The sequence below is a fragment of the Candidatus Krumholzibacteriota bacterium genome, from assembly GCA_034520215.1.
GTDB lineage: Bacteria > Krumholzibacteriota > Krumholzibacteriia > Krumholzibacteriales > WJIX01 > JAGHBT01.
This window is the reverse complement of sequence record JAXHNR010000001.1, coordinates 954,948-973,643: the sequence shown is the minus strand read 5'-3', so window position 1 is coordinate 973,643 and position 18,696 is coordinate 954,948. Positions and strand designations below refer to the sequence as shown.

At 42.4% G+C, this 18,696-nt stretch carries 15 protein-coding genes; all 15 read right to left on the bottom strand.

The window, feature by feature from the left end; translation table 11 throughout:
- Nucleotides 1-198 precede the first annotated feature (198 nt).
- A complete protein-coding gene (locus U5O15_04185; protein ID MDZ7859857.1) occupies nt 199-1,146 on the bottom strand; it encodes a hypothetical protein in 948 nt (315 codons plus the stop codon).
- Nucleotides 1,136-2,038 carry a DUF3108 domain-containing protein gene (locus U5O15_04180; GenBank protein ID MDZ7859856.1) on the bottom strand — a complete coding sequence of 301 codons (903 nt, stop codon included), beginning with the start codon at nt 2,036-2,038 and terminating at the stop codon, nt 1,136-1,138. The genes U5O15_04185 and U5O15_04180 overlap by 11 nt, the downstream gene beginning before the upstream one ends.
- 52 nt (nt 2,039-2,090) lie before the next feature.
- Nucleotides 2,091-2,753 (bottom strand): phosphate signaling complex protein PhoU, encoded by a 663-nt coding sequence (phoU, locus tag U5O15_04175; protein ID MDZ7859855.1) that lies wholly within the window; start codon nt 2,751-2,753, stop codon nt 2,091-2,093.
- A gap of 9 nt (nt 2,754-2,762) precedes the next feature.
- Nucleotides 2,763-3,539 carry a phosphate ABC transporter ATP-binding protein PstB gene (gene pstB, locus U5O15_04170; protein ID MDZ7859854.1) on the bottom strand — a complete coding sequence of 259 codons (777 nt, stop codon included), beginning with the start codon at nt 3,537-3,539 and terminating at the stop codon, nt 2,763-2,765.
- A gap of 15 nt (nt 3,540-3,554) precedes the next feature.
- Complete coding sequence (gene pstA, locus U5O15_04165; GenBank protein ID MDZ7859853.1) at nt 3,555-4,901, bottom strand: phosphate ABC transporter permease PstA; 1,347 nt, start codon at nt 4,899-4,901, stop codon at nt 3,555-3,557.
- Between the two features lie 33 nt (nt 4,902-4,934).
- Nucleotides 4,935-6,116, bottom strand: a complete 1,182-nt coding sequence (locus U5O15_04160) for a PstC family ABC transporter permease (protein MDZ7859852.1) — start codon at nt 6,114-6,116, stop codon at nt 4,935-4,937.
- An 8-nt stretch (nt 6,117-6,124) separates the two neighbouring features.
- Nucleotides 6,125-6,985, bottom strand: a complete 861-nt coding sequence (locus U5O15_04155) for a phosphate ABC transporter substrate-binding protein (GenBank protein MDZ7859851.1) — start codon at nt 6,983-6,985, stop codon at nt 6,125-6,127.
- Nucleotides 6,986-7,086: 101 nt separating this feature from the next.
- Entirely contained in the window at nt 7,087-8,856 is a 1,770-nt protein-coding gene (locus U5O15_04150; GenBank protein MDZ7859850.1) for an ATP-binding protein, read from the bottom strand.
- Complete coding sequence (locus U5O15_04145; protein MDZ7859849.1) at nt 8,857-9,543, bottom strand: response regulator; 687 nt, start codon at nt 9,541-9,543, stop codon at nt 8,857-8,859.
- 560 nt (nt 9,544-10,103) lie between these two features.
- On the bottom strand, nt 10,104-11,159 hold the full coding sequence (waaF, locus tag U5O15_04140; GenBank protein ID MDZ7859848.1) for a lipopolysaccharide heptosyltransferase II: 1,056 nt from the start codon (nt 11,157-11,159) through the stop codon (nt 10,104-10,106).
- Nucleotides 11,160-11,358: 199 nt separating this feature from the next.
- Nucleotides 11,359-12,429 carry a glycosyltransferase family 9 protein gene (locus U5O15_04135; GenBank protein ID MDZ7859847.1) on the bottom strand — a complete coding sequence of 357 codons (1,071 nt, stop codon included), beginning with the start codon at nt 12,427-12,429 and terminating at the stop codon, nt 11,359-11,361.
- A gap of 39 nt (nt 12,430-12,468) precedes the next feature.
- Nucleotides 12,469-14,802 carry an endopeptidase La gene (gene lon, locus U5O15_04130; protein MDZ7859846.1) on the bottom strand — a complete coding sequence of 778 codons (2,334 nt, stop codon included), beginning with the start codon at nt 14,800-14,802 and terminating at the stop codon, nt 12,469-12,471.
- Between the two features lie 26 nt (nt 14,803-14,828).
- Nucleotides 14,829-15,251: an Hsp20/alpha crystallin family protein gene (locus U5O15_04125; GenBank protein ID MDZ7859845.1), complete on the bottom strand. Its 423-nt coding sequence runs from the start codon at nt 15,249-15,251 to the stop codon at nt 14,829-14,831.
- A gap of 166 nt (nt 15,252-15,417) precedes the next feature.
- Entirely contained in the window at nt 15,418-17,196 is a 1,779-nt protein-coding gene (locus U5O15_04120) for a ComEC/Rec2 family competence protein (protein ID MDZ7859844.1), read from the bottom strand.
- Between the two features lie 105 nt (nt 17,197-17,301).
- On the bottom strand, nt 17,302-18,591 hold the full coding sequence (locus tag U5O15_04115) for a GGDEF domain-containing protein (GenBank protein MDZ7859843.1): 1,290 nt from the start codon (nt 18,589-18,591) through the stop codon (nt 17,302-17,304).
- Nucleotides 18,592-18,696 lie beyond the last annotated feature (105 nt).

Sequence of the window (18,696 nt, the reverse complement as noted above, 5' to 3'; positions counted from 1 at the left end):
CATAACACCCGATAAGCGCCAAACCTAAACTACGATGTTATCAACATTAGCAAACGTTTATATTATGAATACCTCCTATTTTCTACACTATACCATATTAATTGCTTTTCTGTCAACCCAAAGTATCTATTCCTATAAAATATTTATTATTACAAGACAGATTAAAAATAATAAAACTCTATTTTTGCAGCTGAGCTGTTATGATAACAGCGATGAATACAGCAAGGGTATCATAATTTCATGATGTCCCGTCAAGGATATTGACTCTCCTCCGAAAGCGGAAGGTCTGCATAAAACATTCTGTGTTGGCCTGTAGTGATTAATCATGTCCATGTTGCACATCGTGATATCTTTAAAATCTACACCGATATTTCTTGCTATACTAAAGGATTTCAAAAAGACCTCGGGCATAATGACAGCAGAACCCGTGTTGAGAACGACCCCTCCATTTTCACCCAGATTCCTTATTTTAGCGGCAAATATCCGAAAATCTCTGTGCGACATGTCTCCCCACATCGATCCGTTAAAACCCGGGTGTTGGTGGAGAATATCAGTTCCAATAGCCAAATGAACGGTAAAAGGGATATCAAATCTATAAGCTTGAGCTAAGATACTGCTTCCAGCCCATTTCGCTTTTTCATCAATAATAAATTTTCCAATAGCTTCTCCCAATCCAAGCTCCTCCCGATAACCCCTCTCTATAGCTTCAAACGCGAGGTCGGCTGTTTCTTCGGTAAATCCAAATTTTCCTTCGTCAAGTCCTAAAGAAACATTTTCAGATGTTACACCAAAGAAAGCAATTTCGAGGTCGTGTATAACCGACGCCCCATTAGTTCCGATAGCAGTTATATATTTCTTTTTAATAAGCTCAATAAGATATGGCGAAAGACCGCATTTTATTACGTGCGCGCCCATCATCCATATTATTTCATACTTTTTTCTAGATAATGCCTTTCTCATGGCAAAGACGAGTTTCCCTAACTCTTTCACGGCTAACTGATCAGGAAGTGAATCTACCCATCTCTTGAAAGGTTTACCTCCCTTAACCGGTTTTCCAAAGTCCGCTTGACGAACCTTGCTTACTCTTTCATCTATTGAAAAAGCTTTCACATTTTCAAGGTCAATTTCTTCATACTTACCTGACATTAACAGCTCTCCTTGAAATATCCGGAACCCGGTGCTCCTTATCAGTTAGTTCGTATCTCTTTAACCTGGCTTCAAAGGATCCAACCAACACCTTTGAACGCAGTAAAACGGGCATTTTGACAGTATCATCAGTCAGCCAGATTGTCAATTTTCCACTTTGCTTAAAAATGCCGCTTGTCTTTAGTACCGGTTCTATTACTACGCACTTGAAATCTCCTGCAGGCACACTTACTTCTTCTTTCCTTATCACCTTGACATAGATAGGATAATTCTTTTTACCGCTATGATTAGCCAGAAACACTGCCTGCCCTGGAATCAACGGAACGGTCCTAATAAAATAAAAAGCAGTTAGAAAATCGTGTGTATTCGGCGGTATCATTACATTTTTATCCTTGTAAACAGCCAAATGATTTTCCTGTTCGAAATCAACTATTTCGTCTTTACGGAATTTTCCTTCGCGGATGTGTTTTTCGAATCTGAGAGAATACAGATTGTCGTAATCCATAAATGATTCATGATGATCGCGAACCTTAAAAACAAGGTCAAAAGCTCTATTCGATCTTGCCGTCGAAAAGATATGATAACTCTTTACAGAATCCAGAACAGCTATATTTCTAATTTCCAGAGTAGCATCTCCGGCATATATTAACCCGTATTGAAGGGAAAATTCAAACTTTTCCCCTACGCCGAAAGGAACTACCTCCGGAACGGGTTTTACGATTTCATACCCTTCAACATTATTATCATATTCCTTGCCTTCCTCACTATCTGCCCATAAGCTGTCTTCACTGCTCTGTTGATCCGATGATACGGCATTTACACTACCGGTCAGTGTAAATATTGATAATAATTCAACGATCAGAATTCCAATTACCAGTAATCTATATTTCATTTGTATAATATTCCTCCGTTTATAGGTTAATCTATTTATGAATCTAAGTACCTTAGTAATTCTCCGGATTGTGGCGAACTATCCTTCCCTCGATCATGTATATAACATCCTCGGCGATATTGGTTGCCAGGTCTCCTATTCTCTCGAGGTGCCTTGAAACAGAAAGCATGTGTATAATTTCCTCCATCATATGGGGATGCTTCTTTATTCCTTCCTGAACCGCTATGTACATATTCCTGTTCATATTATCAACTTCATCATCATCGCCGCAGACCTCCCACGCCAGTTTGGGATCCTCCTTAACCAACGAATCGAGAGCTCTGGAAAGCATGGATATAACCTTCCCTGACATCTTAGCAAAGTCCATACTTATCTCGCACTCGCTCCTGGTGGACAGGAAAGCGGCCCTCTCTGCTATATTGGTGGCCAGGTCTCCTATTCTCTCCAGGTTATCATTGATCTTCATTATCGATACTATCAGCCGGAGGTCAATGGCAACGGGCTGGTGAAGAGCCAGTACCTTTAAGCATTCCTCTTCTATTTCAACTTCCTTGAGATCGACCTTTGAATCCCTGCTCATTACATCCCGGGCTTTCTCAGGTTCTCTTTCGATAAGCGCGCTGACTGCTTCTTCGAGATTGTTTTCTACAATCGAACTGAGACTCAGCAGTTCTTTCTTCAATTGATCTATCTCTTTTCTTAAGTGTATCTTCAATATATCCCCCTATCCGAACCTTCCGGTAATATAATCTTCTGTTGTTTTTTTCTCCGGATTGGTAAACATTTTTCCGGTTTCCCCGTATTCAATTAATTCTCCCTCGTACAGGAACGCGGTATAATCTGAAACCCGCGCGGCCTGCTGCATATTATGAGTAACTATAACTATAGTATAATCGCCCCTGAGATCATCTATTAAATCTTCGATCTTACCTGTGGATGTGGGGTCCAGGGCGGACGCCGGTTCATCCATAAGCAGTATGCTGGGCTTGATAGCAATAGCCCTGGCAATGCAGAGCCTCTGCTGCTGCCCCCCGGAAAGATCCAGGGCGTTATGATCCAGCCTATCCTTCACCTCATCCCATAAAGCCGCCTGCTGAAGACTGTTTCTCACTATATCCGAAAGCTTACCCCTGGATTTGATACCGTGTATTTTGGGGCCGTAAGCAACGTTATCGAACACACTTTTGGGAAAGGGGTTCGGTTTCTGGAAAACCATCCCCACATTCTTCCTCAGGGTCACCACGTCTACCTTCGGAATATTAATATCCTGGTCGTCAATCATCAGCTTACCCTTCACCCGGCAGCCGGGTATCAGGTCGTTCATCCTGTTTATCGATCTCAGTAAGGTACTCTTCCCACACCCGCTCGGCCCGATAATGGCGGTAACCATTCCGGCTCTGACCCCCATCGTAACACCACACACAGCCTCATTGCTGCCGTAGAAGACGCTGAAATCGTCCGTGGTTATCAGCTTGTTTCCGTTAATTCCCTCTTCATTCATGCGGCCAAATCCTCTTTATCTTCTGAGTTTCTTTGAAACCCTCTTGCGTATAATAATAGCTGTAAGATTTAAAAGCAAAACAAGAACTACTAGTGTCAGAACCATCCCGTACTGAACGTGGCGTATCTCATTGACCGCCTCGTGCTCTGTAGCGAGATTGTACACGCTCCAGGGTAGTGCTGGAGTGGGCTGAGATAAAGTCTGCCAGATTGCCAGCGGTTTACCCACGCTCACAGCCGCTGTAAAGATGATCGGCGCTGTCTCGCCGGCAGCCCTTCCCAGGCTGACTATGATACTGGTCAGGATGCCGGGAAGTGCCGCGGGAAGGACCACTGATATTATAGTGTGCCATTTCCCCCCACCCAAGCTCATTGCAGCTTCTCTGTACCCCCTGGGCACCGATTTAATCGCTTCCTCCGAAGCACGTATTATTATCGGAAGAACCAGAAGAGCGAGGGTCAGTGATCCCGCCATAACGCTCTTCGAGTTCGAAATATTCATGGTATTTATAAAGAATGCCAGCCCGAATAGTCCGAATACTATGCTGGGGACTCCGGCAAGGGAGCTTATTGATACTCTTATCAATCTTGTAAGCCTGCCTTCCCCGGCATATTCAGCAAGATAAATGGCGGCGACAATGCCGAAAGGTATGGCGAATATCATCGCCCCAATCGAAAGGTAGAGCGTTCCCAGCACCTCCGGCCAGATCCCGCCAAAGAAGTGGGCATCCTGCGATTTATCAAACAGGAAACGCCAGTAAAATTTAAGCCCCGGCTTCATCATCTTATTTATATCTTTTTCAAGGATCGTAAAGACAGGTTCAAGAGTAGTTCCGCTGAAGATTTCTCTTCTGGGCTTGAGTACCTTCTTCCCCATACTGGACGTATCGGAATAGTCGTAAGTTTCAACTTTGAGTATTTGATCCAGTTTGGCAAGGGCTCTGTCCATACGCACTTTGCCATATCTTTTTCTTATAAGCGCCCCTTCCCTGTCGCCCGGCCCGGGCCCCAGAAGTTCACCTATCATCTCCTTGATATCTCCGTATTCACTCCGGTATTTTCTCCGGAATTCTGAATCCGCTTTCGACATTTCTTCTTCGAACCGCTCCATCAGTTCATAGACCGGTTTTCTGGCCGCTTCCGTTTCACGTACATCCGCCATCACCTCTTCCCTGTTACCCCGTCCGAATCTCTGCAGCATCAGTTCCCGGTTCTCCACTGTTTCTCTGAACACAAAGGCCCCCATACCTTTCATGAAGATCGGGAAGAGCAGCACAACCAGCGATATCGCCATCAGCAATATCGCCATAACGCCCACCGAGGTGAACGATATATTTAATAATTTTCTGCTTTGAATCTCCATCTTCAAATCTTTCTGTTCAGAATTAATCTATATCTATTTCGACATTCCCCTCGCCTTCTTCGCGAAATGTTCGCTTACCATATTTGAAATAAACGCGAAGATCAAAAGACACATCGCCATGGCAAAAAGCACATAGTAGCGGGACGAACCGGTTACCTGATCTGCCTCTCCCATGTCCCCGGCTATGGTTGCCGTAAGTGTCCTTACCGGTTCCATTAAATTGAACCATGGCTCCGGTATACTGGCTGCGTTCCCGGATGCCATCCATACCACCATAGTCTCACCCAGAGCTCTCATAACCCCTAGGATGATAGCAGCGAATATCCCGCTCCTTGCCGCCGGTACTATTACTTTAAGCAGTGTTTCCGCTCTGGTTGCCCCCAGAGCGTAGCTGCCCTCCCGCATATCTCTACCCACGGCACTCAAGGCATCCTCGGAAACACTCACTATTAAGGGTAAAGCCATAATACCCAGAATGATCGAGACGTTAAAAACGTTGGTACCGCTCACTACCTTGATACCGGAGAAAAAATCACTGAGAGAGTATATGCCCCATATTGAAATTACGGCAATAATCATAGCGAAGATTACTCTCCTCAACTTCTTCTCTGCTTTACCCGCCCTGGAGCTCAGAATATCGCCAAGGATAACCGACAATACGAGTGCCAGCGGAGTAAGAACAATCCAGGTTCCCATTGATAGCGCCGCGCCGCCCTTCTCCTGCAAATAGGGCGCGAATACAATCAGAGCGAAGAATCCGTATACAACAGAAGGGATAGCAGCCAACATCTCTATTACCGGCTTGACGTACTGTCTGGAAGTAAAGGGCAGAATATCACTGAGGCAGAGTGCCGCAAGAATGCCGAGCGGAACCGAAACTACTACCGCCCCCAGCGTCACCAGGGCGCTCCCCACAAAGATCGCCAGGGCGCCGAATTCCGGGTTTTCCCTTGAGGGATACCATGCTGTACTTGTAAAGAAATTCTTTACACCTTCCAGGCGAAAGAACGGAAGAGCATCCCTGATGATAAAGAAAAATATAAAGAAAAGTGCAAGAAGCGATACAGATGCAATCACGGCCAGAATCGATTTGCCGGTCAAAGAACCTATACGCCTGAACCACCTCTTTTCATCACTCATAAGAAGATTCTTCCCCGAAATATTCGGGGAAGAAATCTTCTCGCGGTAATTTTTTCCGACTTTATAACCGTTCATGTCCTTATTCATTTATTATATTTATACTGAGTTACCGGGATAAATCCGATCTCTTCTATGATCTCCTGCCCCCGCGGTGTCAGATAAAGTGTAATGAATGCGTGCAGGTGGGTGCCCAATCTCGGGTATCTGTCGGTGAACATATAGAGCGGACGGGCGATCGGATATACACCCGAAGCTATCGATCTGCTGTCAGGGTAAACACCCTCTATAGTGAGAGCTTTGACGGTGCGGTCAACAAAACCGAGCCCCACATACCCTATCGCGGCCGGCGTGCTCTGAACCCTCTGACGCACGGCTCCGTTACTTCCGACATATTCGGCATTCTCTTCTATCCTCTCCTTATTCATGACCAGCTTCTCGAAGGTTTCGTAGGTACCGCTGTTGGTGTCTCGGCTGATCATAACTATCTTCACATCAGGGCCTCCCAACTGCTTCCAGTTAGTATACTTACCCTTGTAGATTTCTCTTACTTTCTCTACACTGAGTTCCTTGATCGGATTCGACGGATGCACTATCATAGCAATCCCGTCAACAGCCACCACATGGGCCACCGGCATGATGCCGTTTTTGACTGCGGCGCTGAATTCTCCGTCCTTCATGAAACGGGACATGGTAGCGATATTACACATTTTGTTAAGAAGGCTTTTCGCTCCGTTTCCACTCCCTGATTCACTTACTGTAATATTCACATCTTTGTTGTTGGACATATAATACTCGGCAAAAGCTTTCGCTATCGGCCCAACCGTGGTTGATCCGTCGATAACAATCTTATCCGCTTTTCCAGCATAAGCACTGTCAGAAGTTCCTAATGACAGAGCCGATGTTAATAAGAGAATCGAAGAAAAGATTCTGATCCATCTTATCATGTTCGTACCTCCTCTTGGTTTAAGTTACGAACAAATATAGCCCCGATCCATTATTGTATTATTAGCAAATTGTTAAGAATACGTTAATATTTAATATCAGGTCAATTTCGGGGTATTACGATCCTGAATTTACTGCCCTTCCCCAGTTCACTCTCCACCTCCACGCACCCCCCGTGAACCTGTGCTATATGCTTTACTATGGCAAGCCCGAGACCGGTTCCTCCTTCTCTTCTGCTTCTGGCCCGGTCCACCCGGTAGAACCTTTCGAAGATCCTGGAAAGGTGCTTCTCACCTATCCCCCTCCCATTGTCTATTACGTCGATATACACACTTTCCTCATCCTCAGTGATCACTATTTTGACTTTACCGCCCGGTTCACTGTTCTTTATGGCATTATCCACAAGATTGGATATCGCCTGGCTGATAAGAACCGGTACCGCTCTGATAAATAGATCCTCTGGATACTCCGTAATAATTTCAATATTCTTATCTTCGCTGTTGGCCATACAGAAATCGAGAGTCTCATCCAGGACATCCTGTATATTGAGCAGCTGAAATCTCTCCTCCCCACCCTGGGTCTGCTGCAGACGGGACAGGGTTAGCAGGTCTTCAATAATGTAGTTCATCCGGTCTGCATGACGGCTGATAATCCTGAGAAAACGCTCCTGTTTCTCCGGATCCCTTCCCTTCTCATCCAGCAGCGTTTCGGCGAAACCCTTAACGGTAGTTATGGGTGTCCTGAGTTCGTGAGAAACATTGGCAACGAAATCGCGCCTGATATTCTCAAGTTTCCTCAGTCTGGCAATATCCCTGAGCATGATAACAGCACCCTGATTCTCACCCTCTCTTCCGTAAAGCGTAGCCCCACTGACCGAGAAATAGCTCTCTTCGGCAAGCTTTATCTCTATCTCCTCTGTCTTTTCTCCGGCTATTAACTTTTTCGCCAGCTGTTCCACCTCGTAATTCCTGACCACCTCCTGAATCGGACTGCCTACAACATCCCTGTTCCCTGTATCTAATATCTTCCTGGCCTGGGGATTCATCTTCATAATCTTTTCATCTTTATCTACTACCAGGAGCCCCTCATTCATACTAAAGAAAACCGCCTCCTGCTCCATCTTTTGCCTTCTGGTATTCTCAATCCTTATAGCAAGGCGCTCGGCCATATCATTCATGACTTCCGACAGCACGTCAGTTTCCAGAAGACCCTGCTGGGGAAGCCGGTAGCTGAGGTCATCACCGGCAAAGCGCTCTGCGCCTTTCCTTATAACTTTTAGCGGTCCGGTAATCTTCCTGGAAACAATCCCCCCCACTATCAAAGCCAGGATAGCCGCTACCAGTCCCGCCCAGAATATCCTGCCGGTCATCCAGCCGAGGCTCTCTTCGAGAGATCCCAGATGAACCGATGTTCTTATAACGGCAACAAGCTTTCCCGCTTCGATTACCGGAACAGCCACGTATAGCTGGTTCCTTTTAAGGGTTTCGCTGTAACGAATGGACGAACCGGTCCCCCCTTTAAAGGCCGAAATTACCTCCGGGCGGTTGGCGTGATTTTCCATGATCGCGGGATCCTTATCGGAATCCCCCACTACCCTGCCCGAGGGCAGTATAAGAGTAACCCTCATTCCGGCTACCACTCCGATAGTATCGCAGAGAGCGTCGATTGTTTCAATATCACGAAGATTGGTTGATTGATCACCTAAGATATGCAGTTTGATAAGTTTTGCCCGTTCTTCCAGCCCTCTTCCGGTCTCTTCGATAAAGAAATTCTTAACAGTTGCGGATGCGTACCACGAAACTGCCACCAGGGCTATTATAACTATGAGAAAATGATAGGGAAGTATATGCCAGATTATTCTTTTCCGGCGCATCTAAAACTCCTTAAAACGGTATCCGACACCGCGTACCGTCTGAATGTAATTCCCGAATTTCCCCAGCTTCTTCCGGATACCCACAATATGCACATCCACGCTGCGGTCGGTAACTATGTATTCGTCTCCCCGGGAAGCATCTATCAACTGGTTCCTGGTAAACACCCAGCCGGGCCTGTTTGCCATATAGCGCAGCAGTTTGAATTCGGTGGATGTAAGATCCAGCTTTACCCCGTCAAGCTTTACCAGATAACGATTAGGGTCTATATCCAGCGCTCCTATCATTATTCTCTCTTCTTCACTGCTCCGTTTTGTCACGGCCCTGAGCACCGCTTTAACCCTTGCCACTACGACCCGGGGGCTGAATGGTTTGGTAATGTAGTCAATCGCTCCCAGCTCCAGCCCCACCACAATATCCGACTCTTCTCCCTTTGCGGTGAGCATTATTACAGGTATGGAAGCGGTGTCTGAATCGCTCTTGAGATTTCTACAGACAGTCAGCCCGTCCACGCCGGGAAGCATCAGATCCAGTATTATCAGATCGTACTTGCCCCTGCTTACCTCCAGAAGCGCCTTCTCCCCGGTACTCACACAGGTTACCTTAAACCCTTCCCTCTCGAGGTTATACTTAACCAGTTCGTTAATGTCTTCTTCATCATCCACGACGAGAATGTTCTTATCGTTCATTGTTCTTCCTTTACCGGCCGGTTTCTGCTCATTTTTTGAAGGCTGCCGACCCAACGAAGGAGCTCTGCTCAGTCTCAGTCGAAACCGTTGGCTCACAAGCAGCCCGATCTAACTTCAGTGTTGAATAGAAAGTCTTAATATTAGCTCCTGCCAAGGTTCGATTTTATACCATTATAAATAATAATCAATGCAAAAAGCGGATTTAATCAAGCTCCGGTAAGATTTTTAACAGTATTCTAACAGAAGAAGTAAAATTCATCCGTTTTCAGCTCTTTCAGAGGAATTCCGAGGGATAAATTTGCCTTTTATAACGGCTTTTTTCCTGTTATTCCTATCTGTGAAAGTGCTTTCCCTCGATAATAAAAAAACATTGGGCTGATTATTTCTTATTTGACATATGCAATTCCATAAGATAAACATATTTGAAAAAACACTTGCGACGCTTCCGGGACAGGCGCCTATATTATCCTCTTCGTTCAATGTGATCACTATAAGTGAGACATCGGACAAACTCCATTTTACCGCCATTTTACTTTAATCCTTCAGTCTTCTAAATCGTTTCAATCCTGCTCTGCAGACATCACTTCGCGGACAACTTCGTAGACATCTCCTGTTAATATATCATCAAAACACTTTGCGTAATCATACAGTGGACATTCTCTTTTAAAGCAAGGCGAACATTTGATGTTACTATTTACTATTCTTGAACGTTTTCCGCGAGGGCCTGTCCACAACGGGCTGGTTGAACCAAAAATCGCAACTGTAGGAACTCCGAGTGCCGAAGAAAGATGAACGGGGCCGCTATCATTACCAACAACCACTTCAGCCCCTTTAAGGATTGCTATTAGTTCTTTTAGATTACATTCACCGGCTAGATTAACCCCCGATCCGTTATTCTTACCAATAATTGAATTCAAGTACTCCCTTTCCCTTGACACTCCCACCGCCACAACATTAAGCCCCTCGTTTTCGCGCAGCAGTTCTGATAATTTCAAATAGTTTTCGGCCGGCCATAGTTTGGCGGGGCCGTAGGAAGCTCCTGCTGAAAACACGGCATATTTACCCTTAATCCCTTTACTTTCTATTATCTCTTTCCAATTGCCGGGCGGTTCAATAGAGGGAATATATTCCTTTTCATTTACGTTTTCACGAGCGAGTCCAATCAGCCTGCTGTGAACATCGTAAATGTGACCCTTTTTGTAAGAAGTCTTATCTATGGCGTCTGTTAAAAGAAGTGAACGCGAATCAGTTCCATAACCAATTCTTCTTTTTGCTCCCGATAAAAATGCTGTAAGAGCTGATGAGAAAGATGGAGAAAGCAGAAAACATATTTCCCACCGGGCGTGTGAACGTAATTCTTTTATAAGGGATATTTTGTTTTTCAACCCGCCTTTACTGTATGTAACGATTTGATTTATTTCAGTCTTATTTTCGTATATCTCGGACACATAATCACTGCACGCGGCGACAATATAGCCATCAGGGAAGACTCCCCTCAGTTTTTGAAAAAAGGAAAGTGACATGACAGCATCTCCCAGCCAGCTGGGCGTTAATACAAGTATTCTGAAGATTCCGTATTCCTTCCCTGAGGGGTTCTCTGTAAATATTCTATTCATCTATTATTTCCCGGCTGATTCTACTCTACGCTGTTCTATAGACAGCAGAGCTGATAATTCTTCAAAGATCAAACCAAATAGAGAATCAGGATCTTATAAAGGGACAAAAAAATAGAGAAGGCTCTATTAGACTACTGTTAATTTTAATATCTCATTTCCCATTTATTCATTGAATAATTAATTCTTATAAAAAATATATCTATTCCGGCAAGACCTCTTTCACAATTGAGAAAAAATTCTTCAGTGAAAGTTTTTCGCCTCTTTTTCCTCTAAATATTCTTATGTTCTCGTAAGGGGGTATCCATTTTTCATTTTCATGTTCTGTGAAAAGTCCTATCGTCGACACTCCCAGAGCCGCGGAATAGTGCAATAGATTTGTATTACCGGAAATAAAGAGATCACATGTAGATAGAAGAGCAATTGTCTCATTCGCGTTAGAAGGAACTATATCAAGAACTTCACTCTTTAGCCCCCGTGAGAATTCATTTACTGTTTCACTATGCCACGGTTCTGTCAAGACAAGAAATTTCGCTTTCATTCTGACGGCCACGTTATTAGCCAGATAAGCTATTATTTCCGGTATTACATAATGTTTTTCTTTTCCTTTGCCCGGGTCAACTCCGATCGTTACAATATTCTTCTGGGGTTTCCTAAAGTGTATAATTTGTTTAGCCCTGCTGACATCGCTCTCATCAAGCCTTATTTCCGTGGGTTTCACGTCAGCTTTTAATCCAATAGAATTTATTATCCCTTCAATTTTCTTACCCTGATAAACATTATTCGGGGGAAATATCTCACAGTTTATGAAGGGAAATGAGAGCTGACTAGCGAACCCTATTCGAGCTCTAGCTCCAGATGAATATGCCAGCAAATACCTTTCAAATGAAATATTAACGCTTAAAACTATGACTGATTGAAAATTCTGTGATTTTATTTTTTTTGCTAAATTAAAAAAATAGCGACTATAGAACTTTAATTTATCTCTTTCATATGTAATTACTGAACTGAACCTTAAAACATTTTTAGCAATTTCAGCATGGGAGCTGTCAACAACGATAGTTTTCTTTATATGAGGAAAGTTTCTGTGAAAATAATTAATTACCGGATAGACAAATAAAAGGTCTGAAATATCCCCGGAATCGATAAAAAGCAGCTTCGTCGAACTCGTTACGTCACCTGGGAGTATAAATTGCCGGTCTTCTTTAAATCTTCCGACAAGATGAGAACAAAGCCGATGTATAAAACTGATTTTACCCTGTTTAACAACCATAATCTAAATTCCTTCAACATAACATATATCTCAATCTATTTACTCCAGTGAGAAGGAAATCGCGTCAACAAGCCTATTTACAAACTTGAATTTCAAGCCTTTCCTTATTCTCTTCGGAATAGATTCAACATCTTTTCTGTTCATAGCGGGCAAAATAACCGTATCGATACCCGATCTGTGCGCGGCGATCACCTTATCTTTTAGAGCGCCTACCGGCAGAACCTTGCCAGTCAATGTTATTTCCCCCGTCATCGCGATATTATTCTTTACTTTTCTGTGAAGCGCTACAGACGAAAGGGCTACCGCCATAGCCACCCCCGCGCTCGGACCGTCTTTTGGAACAGCTCCCGCCGGTATATGCATATGGATATCATTCTTTTCGAAGAAATTCTTGTCCGCGAGTTCATCGGAATAATTCGCTTTCACATAACTCATTGCCGCCTCGGCAGATTCCTTCATCACATCACCCAGATAACCAGTCAGTTTAAGTCCGCCTCTTCCCTTCATACGCAAAGCTTCAACGAAAAGTATAACACCTCCCGCCATCGACTTTGCCATTCCAGTAGCTACACCGTATTGAGGTTTCGGAAGTTTGGCAAGAGAAGGATATTCCTTGGGACCAAGATAGCTCTTGATATTTCTCGGGATTACTCTGTAGGGTCCGCTTTTGCCCTCAGCAAGTTTTCTGGCCACCTTTCTCATAATAGCGCCGATAGCTCTCTCGAGATTTCTAACACCCGCCTCTCTTGTATAATGTTCTATTACAGATATCAGAGCTTTATCAGATATTTGAAGTTTATTTGGAAGAATGCCATTCTTCTTCATCTCCTTAGGTATAAGAAACTTCTTGGCGATCTGTAACTTTTCGCTGGTAATATAACCGGAAATTTCCATAACCTCCATTCTGTCAAGAAGAGCGTGAGGTATTGTTTCCCGCACATTAGAAGTGGTAATAAAAAGTACTTTTGAAAGATCAAACGGCAAGCTGAGATAATGGTCTTCAAACATATTGTTTTCATCAGGGTCCAGAACTTCCAGAAGAGCTGAAGTGGGATCACCTTTGTAATCCTGCCCCAGTTTATCGACCTCATCCATCATAAAGACAGGGTTATTGCTGCCGGCGTTTTTTATCCCCTGAATTATCCTGCCTGGCAGAGCCCCTATATAGGTTCTTCTGTGACCTCTAATCTCAGCTTCATCCTTCACGCCGCCTAGAGATATCCTTACGAACTTACGCCCCAGAGTCTTTGCCACACTCATACCGAGCGATGTTTTACCCACACCCGGCGGCCCCACAAAACAAAGTATCGATCCGATAACACCTTCCTTCAACTTCCTTACTGAAAGAAACTCCAGAATTCTTTCTTTTACGCTTTGCAAATCATAATGTCCCTTGTCTAGAACTCTCTTAGCTTTATTTATGTCGAGAAGATCGGTTGTAGCCTTATTCCAGGGTAAATCCAGAATCCAATCGAGATAAGTCCTCGTTACAACATATTCCGATGAATTAGAAGACATCATAGAGAGTCTGGACATCTGGTTCTTTGCAGCTTCAGCTACCTGTTCAGGCAGAGATTCATTTTCGATCCTTTTACGTAACTGTTCCCGTTCAATAGATATATCTTCACCGAGCTCCTTCTTTATAACACGTAATTGCTTTCTCAAAAAATATTCACGCTGTTCGCGATCCATATCTTTATGCATATCTTTTCTTATTTTATCTCCTATTTTGGCAATCTCCAGCTCATTATCGATATGAAAGTATATTTTTTCGAGCCTTTTATAATTGTTCAAAGTTTCTAATATTTTCTGTTTCTCATCTATCTCTACCGATAAATTTGATGCCAGCAAATCTGAAAGGCGGCCGGGATCTTTAATACCCATGACAATATTTTTGAGTTCATCCGGATAGTTCTCTGATTTATCAATAATGCTCATAAATGCCTTCTGAACATTGCGGACGAGAGCTTTTGCTTTTCCACTCTTGCTGGCAGTTTCTTTTAAAACTTCTATCTTAGCTCTCATTGGATTGGTTTTCCTGGAATATTCCTTTATTTTCACTCTAGTGAGACCCTGGCCGATTATTCTGATGTGTCCGTCCGGAAAGCGGGCCATCTTTTGTATAAGCATCGCGCAACCTATACTATAGAGGTTCAACGGGTCGGGGCGTTCTGCATCTCTGTCTTTCTGAGTAAAAACTCCAACTATTTTATTCGAATCAAGAGCTTTATCCACGAGCTTAATCAAATCCCTGTCAGATAGAATCAGAGGGACAAGCATATACGGGAAGATTACTCCATCATTGATAGGTATAACGGGCAACTCTTCAGGAATATTATGAAGTAATTCTCTTTCTTCCTTTAATTCTCTCAACTTTACAATCCTTCTAAGATATCTATTCAGTCTATCTCTATTTTCCTGACATCATCTTTATCAGGTGTCTTCTTTAAAATTATCTTTAATAATCCGTTTTCATAACAGGCTGAACGATTCTCGCGGTCAACTGAAACCGGAAGCTCAATCTTCCTCGCAAAACAACCAACTTCTATCTCTAATTTATGAAATTGCTTTTGCTCGGGATTAAATACACCCTCTCTCCTGCCGCTGATTTTCAGAATTTTACCATCAGTTACGACATTAATATCTTCACCCTTCATTCCCGCGATATCAACAATAACGATTATATCCTTCTTTGTCTCGATTACATCAACCGAGGGTTCCCATGAAAGGTCGGCGTGAAACTTCATTTTTTTACCTTCTGTTTCACCTGATATAAAGGCATTTGCCAATCGTTTAATCAGATCTTCATTACGTGATCCCATACCATACTCGATTATTCAAAGTTTACATAAGATTCTCTTAAAGGGCAAAACCCATTTTCTTCACAGAATAGTGCAGGCACCATTTAAAGTCAATTGAGATTATTCCCGAGTTCTAAAATTTTAATCATCTTTTTGATTATACAAATATTTTTACAGCAAAAAGCATTTATTCTATCTGAGGATAGAGTTTAAACCGCAATATTGTATCTTTAAATCTAACATTTTCACCCCTCGAAATAAGTCTCGGTGATATTACTTCCATTCTAGACTCCTTAAGTTTTATTATATCTCCCCGTGCTACTGTCTCAAACTTCCGTAGATCAACACTATATTTACTAAACCTCTTCCGCTCCGACATAAGTAAATATTTGCTGCATATTATCCTATCTACTCCAAGACGGTTGATTAAATGAACAATCCCTGAGATTTTCCAGAGATCCGATGACAGAATAACCACAGTGTTGATCTTTCCTTTTCCTCGTTCGTATAAATCGTTTATTATACGTTGAGCTTCATACCTTCCCATACCGTTTTTTACAGTAATCATCCCATCTCCATTTGAATAATATTTATTATTGTTCCACCACCATTTGTATGTGGAGCTGTTCTCTTTGTTTCTCTTTATTTGAACCCGCCGCGCTTTTGATACCTGCCCGGAAATTATTGAAAAGATTAAAAGAACTGCCGCGCAAATTTTTATAAAATACCCTTTTTTCTTAACCCCGGCTGCCGCGCAAAGGAAGATAAGGACAACGGCCGCCGAGTAGCTTTTCAGCTCAATATCATTTTGGAAAATTGCCGGATAGTAATGACCTGCTAAAGCTCGAGGCGCCTGACATAGAACCTCGCAAAGTAAATTTATCGGCACAGACAGAATATTCCGGATAATATCAACCGGGATAACCAAATAGATAAATCCCGCGTATAAAACAAGAGTTATCGGCAACACCATGAGTAGATTCGTCAGAGGGGATATAAATGGGGCCCTTTTAAAGAAGTATAAAATAAGAGGAAGTGTAAAGAGGTTCACTGAAATTGTTATAACTACTGAATAAACTATGAATTTAACAATCTTGCTGGAATTGTTCCCGGGAATAATTACTCTTATCCTGTCGATAATTGGAATTCCAAGAGACCCTATCGCGGCTACGGCAAGAAACGAAAGCTGAAAACCAACGTTGAAAATTATATATTTATCGAAAAGTAAAATCAGAAGTGATCCAAAAATAAGAGAATTCGTAAAATTCGCGCGAATATTTATAAATCTATATAAACTTATTGAAAAATACAGCGCTGAAGCTCTCATAAGTGACGGTGGAAAATCCGCTAAAGCAGTGTAAGAAAGCACAAAAAACAAAACTATTAATTCTTTCCATCTTCTCGGAATACCAGAGAGCATTAAAAGAGCCGATAGCGGAATTACTATCAAACCCAAATGCAACCCGCTCAAAGCAAGAAAATGAGAGATGCCGAGATATCTGTAGTTACTTTTTAAGTTATAGGAAAGTCCTTTTCTATCCGATAGTATCAGCGCTCTGAGCATCTTCCTGCTTTTCAGCGACAGCGGTTTTCCTGAAAGCTGCTCAAGCAGTAATTCTCTAAGAGAGTTAATCGGTTTGGTAATATCTTTTTCTAATTTATAACTATTGCCGGATTTATCCTGGGTGGAATCAAAAGTTTTATTATTCTGTTTAACAACCCTTTCTCTATTTGATTCCATACCACTTACTAAGAACACAATAGATGTAATGCATATAAGAAAGAACCTGTTCTCCGGACTGATTCTAAATGGGTTTGAATAAAAGTATCCCGCGTCTCTTCTTCCAGAGCGCCGGCGGGATAAGAAGTACAGAACTAATATTATCGGCTGAATAATTACTAATGTAGTAATTGAAGGGACTGCAAGAGCCCCGAGCATATAAAAAAGGCCCCACCACACTAACATCACATACCTCCAACGGCCTTCGGTCTATTTTAATGCTATACACCGTTACTAACGGAAAACCCCCGTGCGTATTCAAAGATATAGATACTGCCAATTCAAAAAACTCTAAAAGAAAATAACTCTGTTCCTTCCATTCCTTTTCGCCTTCAACAACGACTTGTCCGCGTTTTTGAAAAGTTCAGTCTGATTTTTAGCGTCAACGGGAAAAATTGACCCTCCTATGCTTATCGTAATATTGAGCTCTTTCCCATCTTCCATCGTGAATTTAGTCTTTTCAATAACATTTCTCAGACGCTCGGCGGTTCTCATCGCCGCCTCTCTATTGGCGCCGGGAAGCACAGCAACAAACTCTTCGCCTCCAAAACGGATGAAAAGATCAATTTTTCTCAAATGGCTCTTAATCGTCCTGGCAATAAGTCTCAGCACTTCATCCCCTGTATCGTGGCCGTACTTATCATTGAACACCTTGAAGTGATCAATATCCATAATCAAAAACGCGAGAAACTTCTTGTCCCTCGAGGCTCTCTCGAGCTCAAGGGGTACTTGAGTTTCATAATAATTTCGATTATTTACACCTGTCAGTTTATCTACGGACACCATCTGTTCTAATTGAATGCTATTTTTAAGCAGCCTTATTATTCCCTGTCCCACAATGAATAAATTTAGTAAAGTTGCTTTTCCAATATCATCACCGTTAAAACAGTGTATCTCCAAGACTCCGATCTTTTTTCCCGCAGAAATCAAAGGGAACAAAACGAGTTTTTTTACATTATTGTTTAATTCGAAGAAGCTATTCTTCATTCCCAAAGAATCTAATATAATAAGAAGTCTCTTTCTTTTTAATACTTTTCCGTAAAGCTGGTTTTTTAAAATATCATCGATATCTTTTTCAAAAATATTTTTACTGCTATGAGTGCCGACTATATTCAATTTGTTGTTCAGTAACAGAAAAGCTCTTGAATTTGCTTTAACCCGCGGGGCCAACGACAATATTTTATTAATCTTACCCACAATAGTCATGGAACTATTTAAAGATAAAGCGGAAATTATCTTCGCGAAAACTCCGGGGATAAGTTCCTTTTGCTCTTCCTCACTTTTTAATGGTGATACTGCCTTTAATTCACTTTTATTCATCTCGAGTGTAAATCGTTTTTGATTTCCGACCTCTTCGTATTCGATATTAATTCTATTTCCGGATTCTCTAACCCCTTTCTTAATAAAAACACCTTTTTCGCGCAGTTCCTCCATGGAAAGGTATGCCTCTCTTACCAGATTTTTGCGGTCATTAAGGGAGAGAGCGTCAATAATACTCTCGATACGCTCATCTGAAAGTAAATGTCTTGGAATAAGATTTAAAAGAAAATCGTGATAATCTTTTTTTAATTCCCGGTGCATAATGCCTACTTGTCTGCCAGTGAGGAATTCTTATATTATCTATTAAACAAAATTGTAGCGATCCCGCTCAAATCATCGATATCCAAGCGTCTTGCGCACACGCAA

What these genes read in the sequence shown, in the direction of transcription:
- U5O15_04185 (MDZ7859857.1), bottom strand. Translation starts at nt 1,146, where the DNA reads ATGTCAGGTAAGTATGAAGAAATTGACCTTGAAAATGTGAAAGCTTTT.
- U5O15_04180 (MDZ7859856.1), bottom strand. Translation starts at nt 2,038, where the DNA reads ATGAAATATAGATTACTGGTAATTGGAATTCTGATCGTTGAATTATTA.
- pstB (MDZ7859854.1), bottom strand. Translation starts at nt 3,539, where the DNA reads ATGAATGAAGAGGGAATTAACGGAAACAAGCTGATAACCACGGACGAT.
- pstA (MDZ7859853.1), bottom strand. Translation starts at nt 4,901, where the DNA reads ATGGAGATTCAAAGCAGAAAATTATTAAATATATCGTTCACCTCGGTG.
- U5O15_04160 (MDZ7859852.1), bottom strand. Translation starts at nt 6,116, where the DNA reads ATGAACGGTTATAAAGTCGGAAAAAATTACCGCGAGAAGATTTCTTCC.
- U5O15_04155 (MDZ7859851.1), bottom strand. Translation starts at nt 6,985, where the DNA reads ATGATAAGATGGATCAGAATCTTTTCTTCGATTCTCTTATTAACATCG.
- U5O15_04150 (MDZ7859850.1), bottom strand. Translation starts at nt 8,856, where the DNA reads ATGCGCCGGAAAAGAATAATCTGGCATATACTTCCCTATCATTTTCTC.
- U5O15_04145 (MDZ7859849.1), bottom strand. Translation starts at nt 9,543, where the DNA reads ATGAACGATAAGAACATTCTCGTCGTGGATGATGAAGAAGACATTAAC.
- waaF (MDZ7859848.1), bottom strand. Translation starts at nt 11,159, where the DNA reads ATGAATAGAATATTTACAGAGAACCCCTCAGGGAAGGAATACGGAATC.
- U5O15_04135 (MDZ7859847.1), bottom strand. Translation starts at nt 12,429, where the DNA reads ATGGTTGTTAAACAGGGTAAAATCAGTTTTATACATCGGCTTTGTTCT.
- U5O15_04125 (MDZ7859845.1), bottom strand. Translation starts at nt 15,251, where the DNA reads ATGGGATCACGTAATGAAGATCTGATTAAACGATTGGCAAATGCCTTT.
- U5O15_04120 (MDZ7859844.1), bottom strand. Translation starts at nt 17,196, where the DNA reads ATGTTAGTGTGGTGGGGCCTTTTTTATATGCTCGGGGCTCTTGCAGTC.
- U5O15_04115 (MDZ7859843.1), bottom strand. Translation starts at nt 18,591, where the DNA reads ATGCACCGGGAATTAAAAAAAGATTATCACGATTTTCTTTTAAATCTT.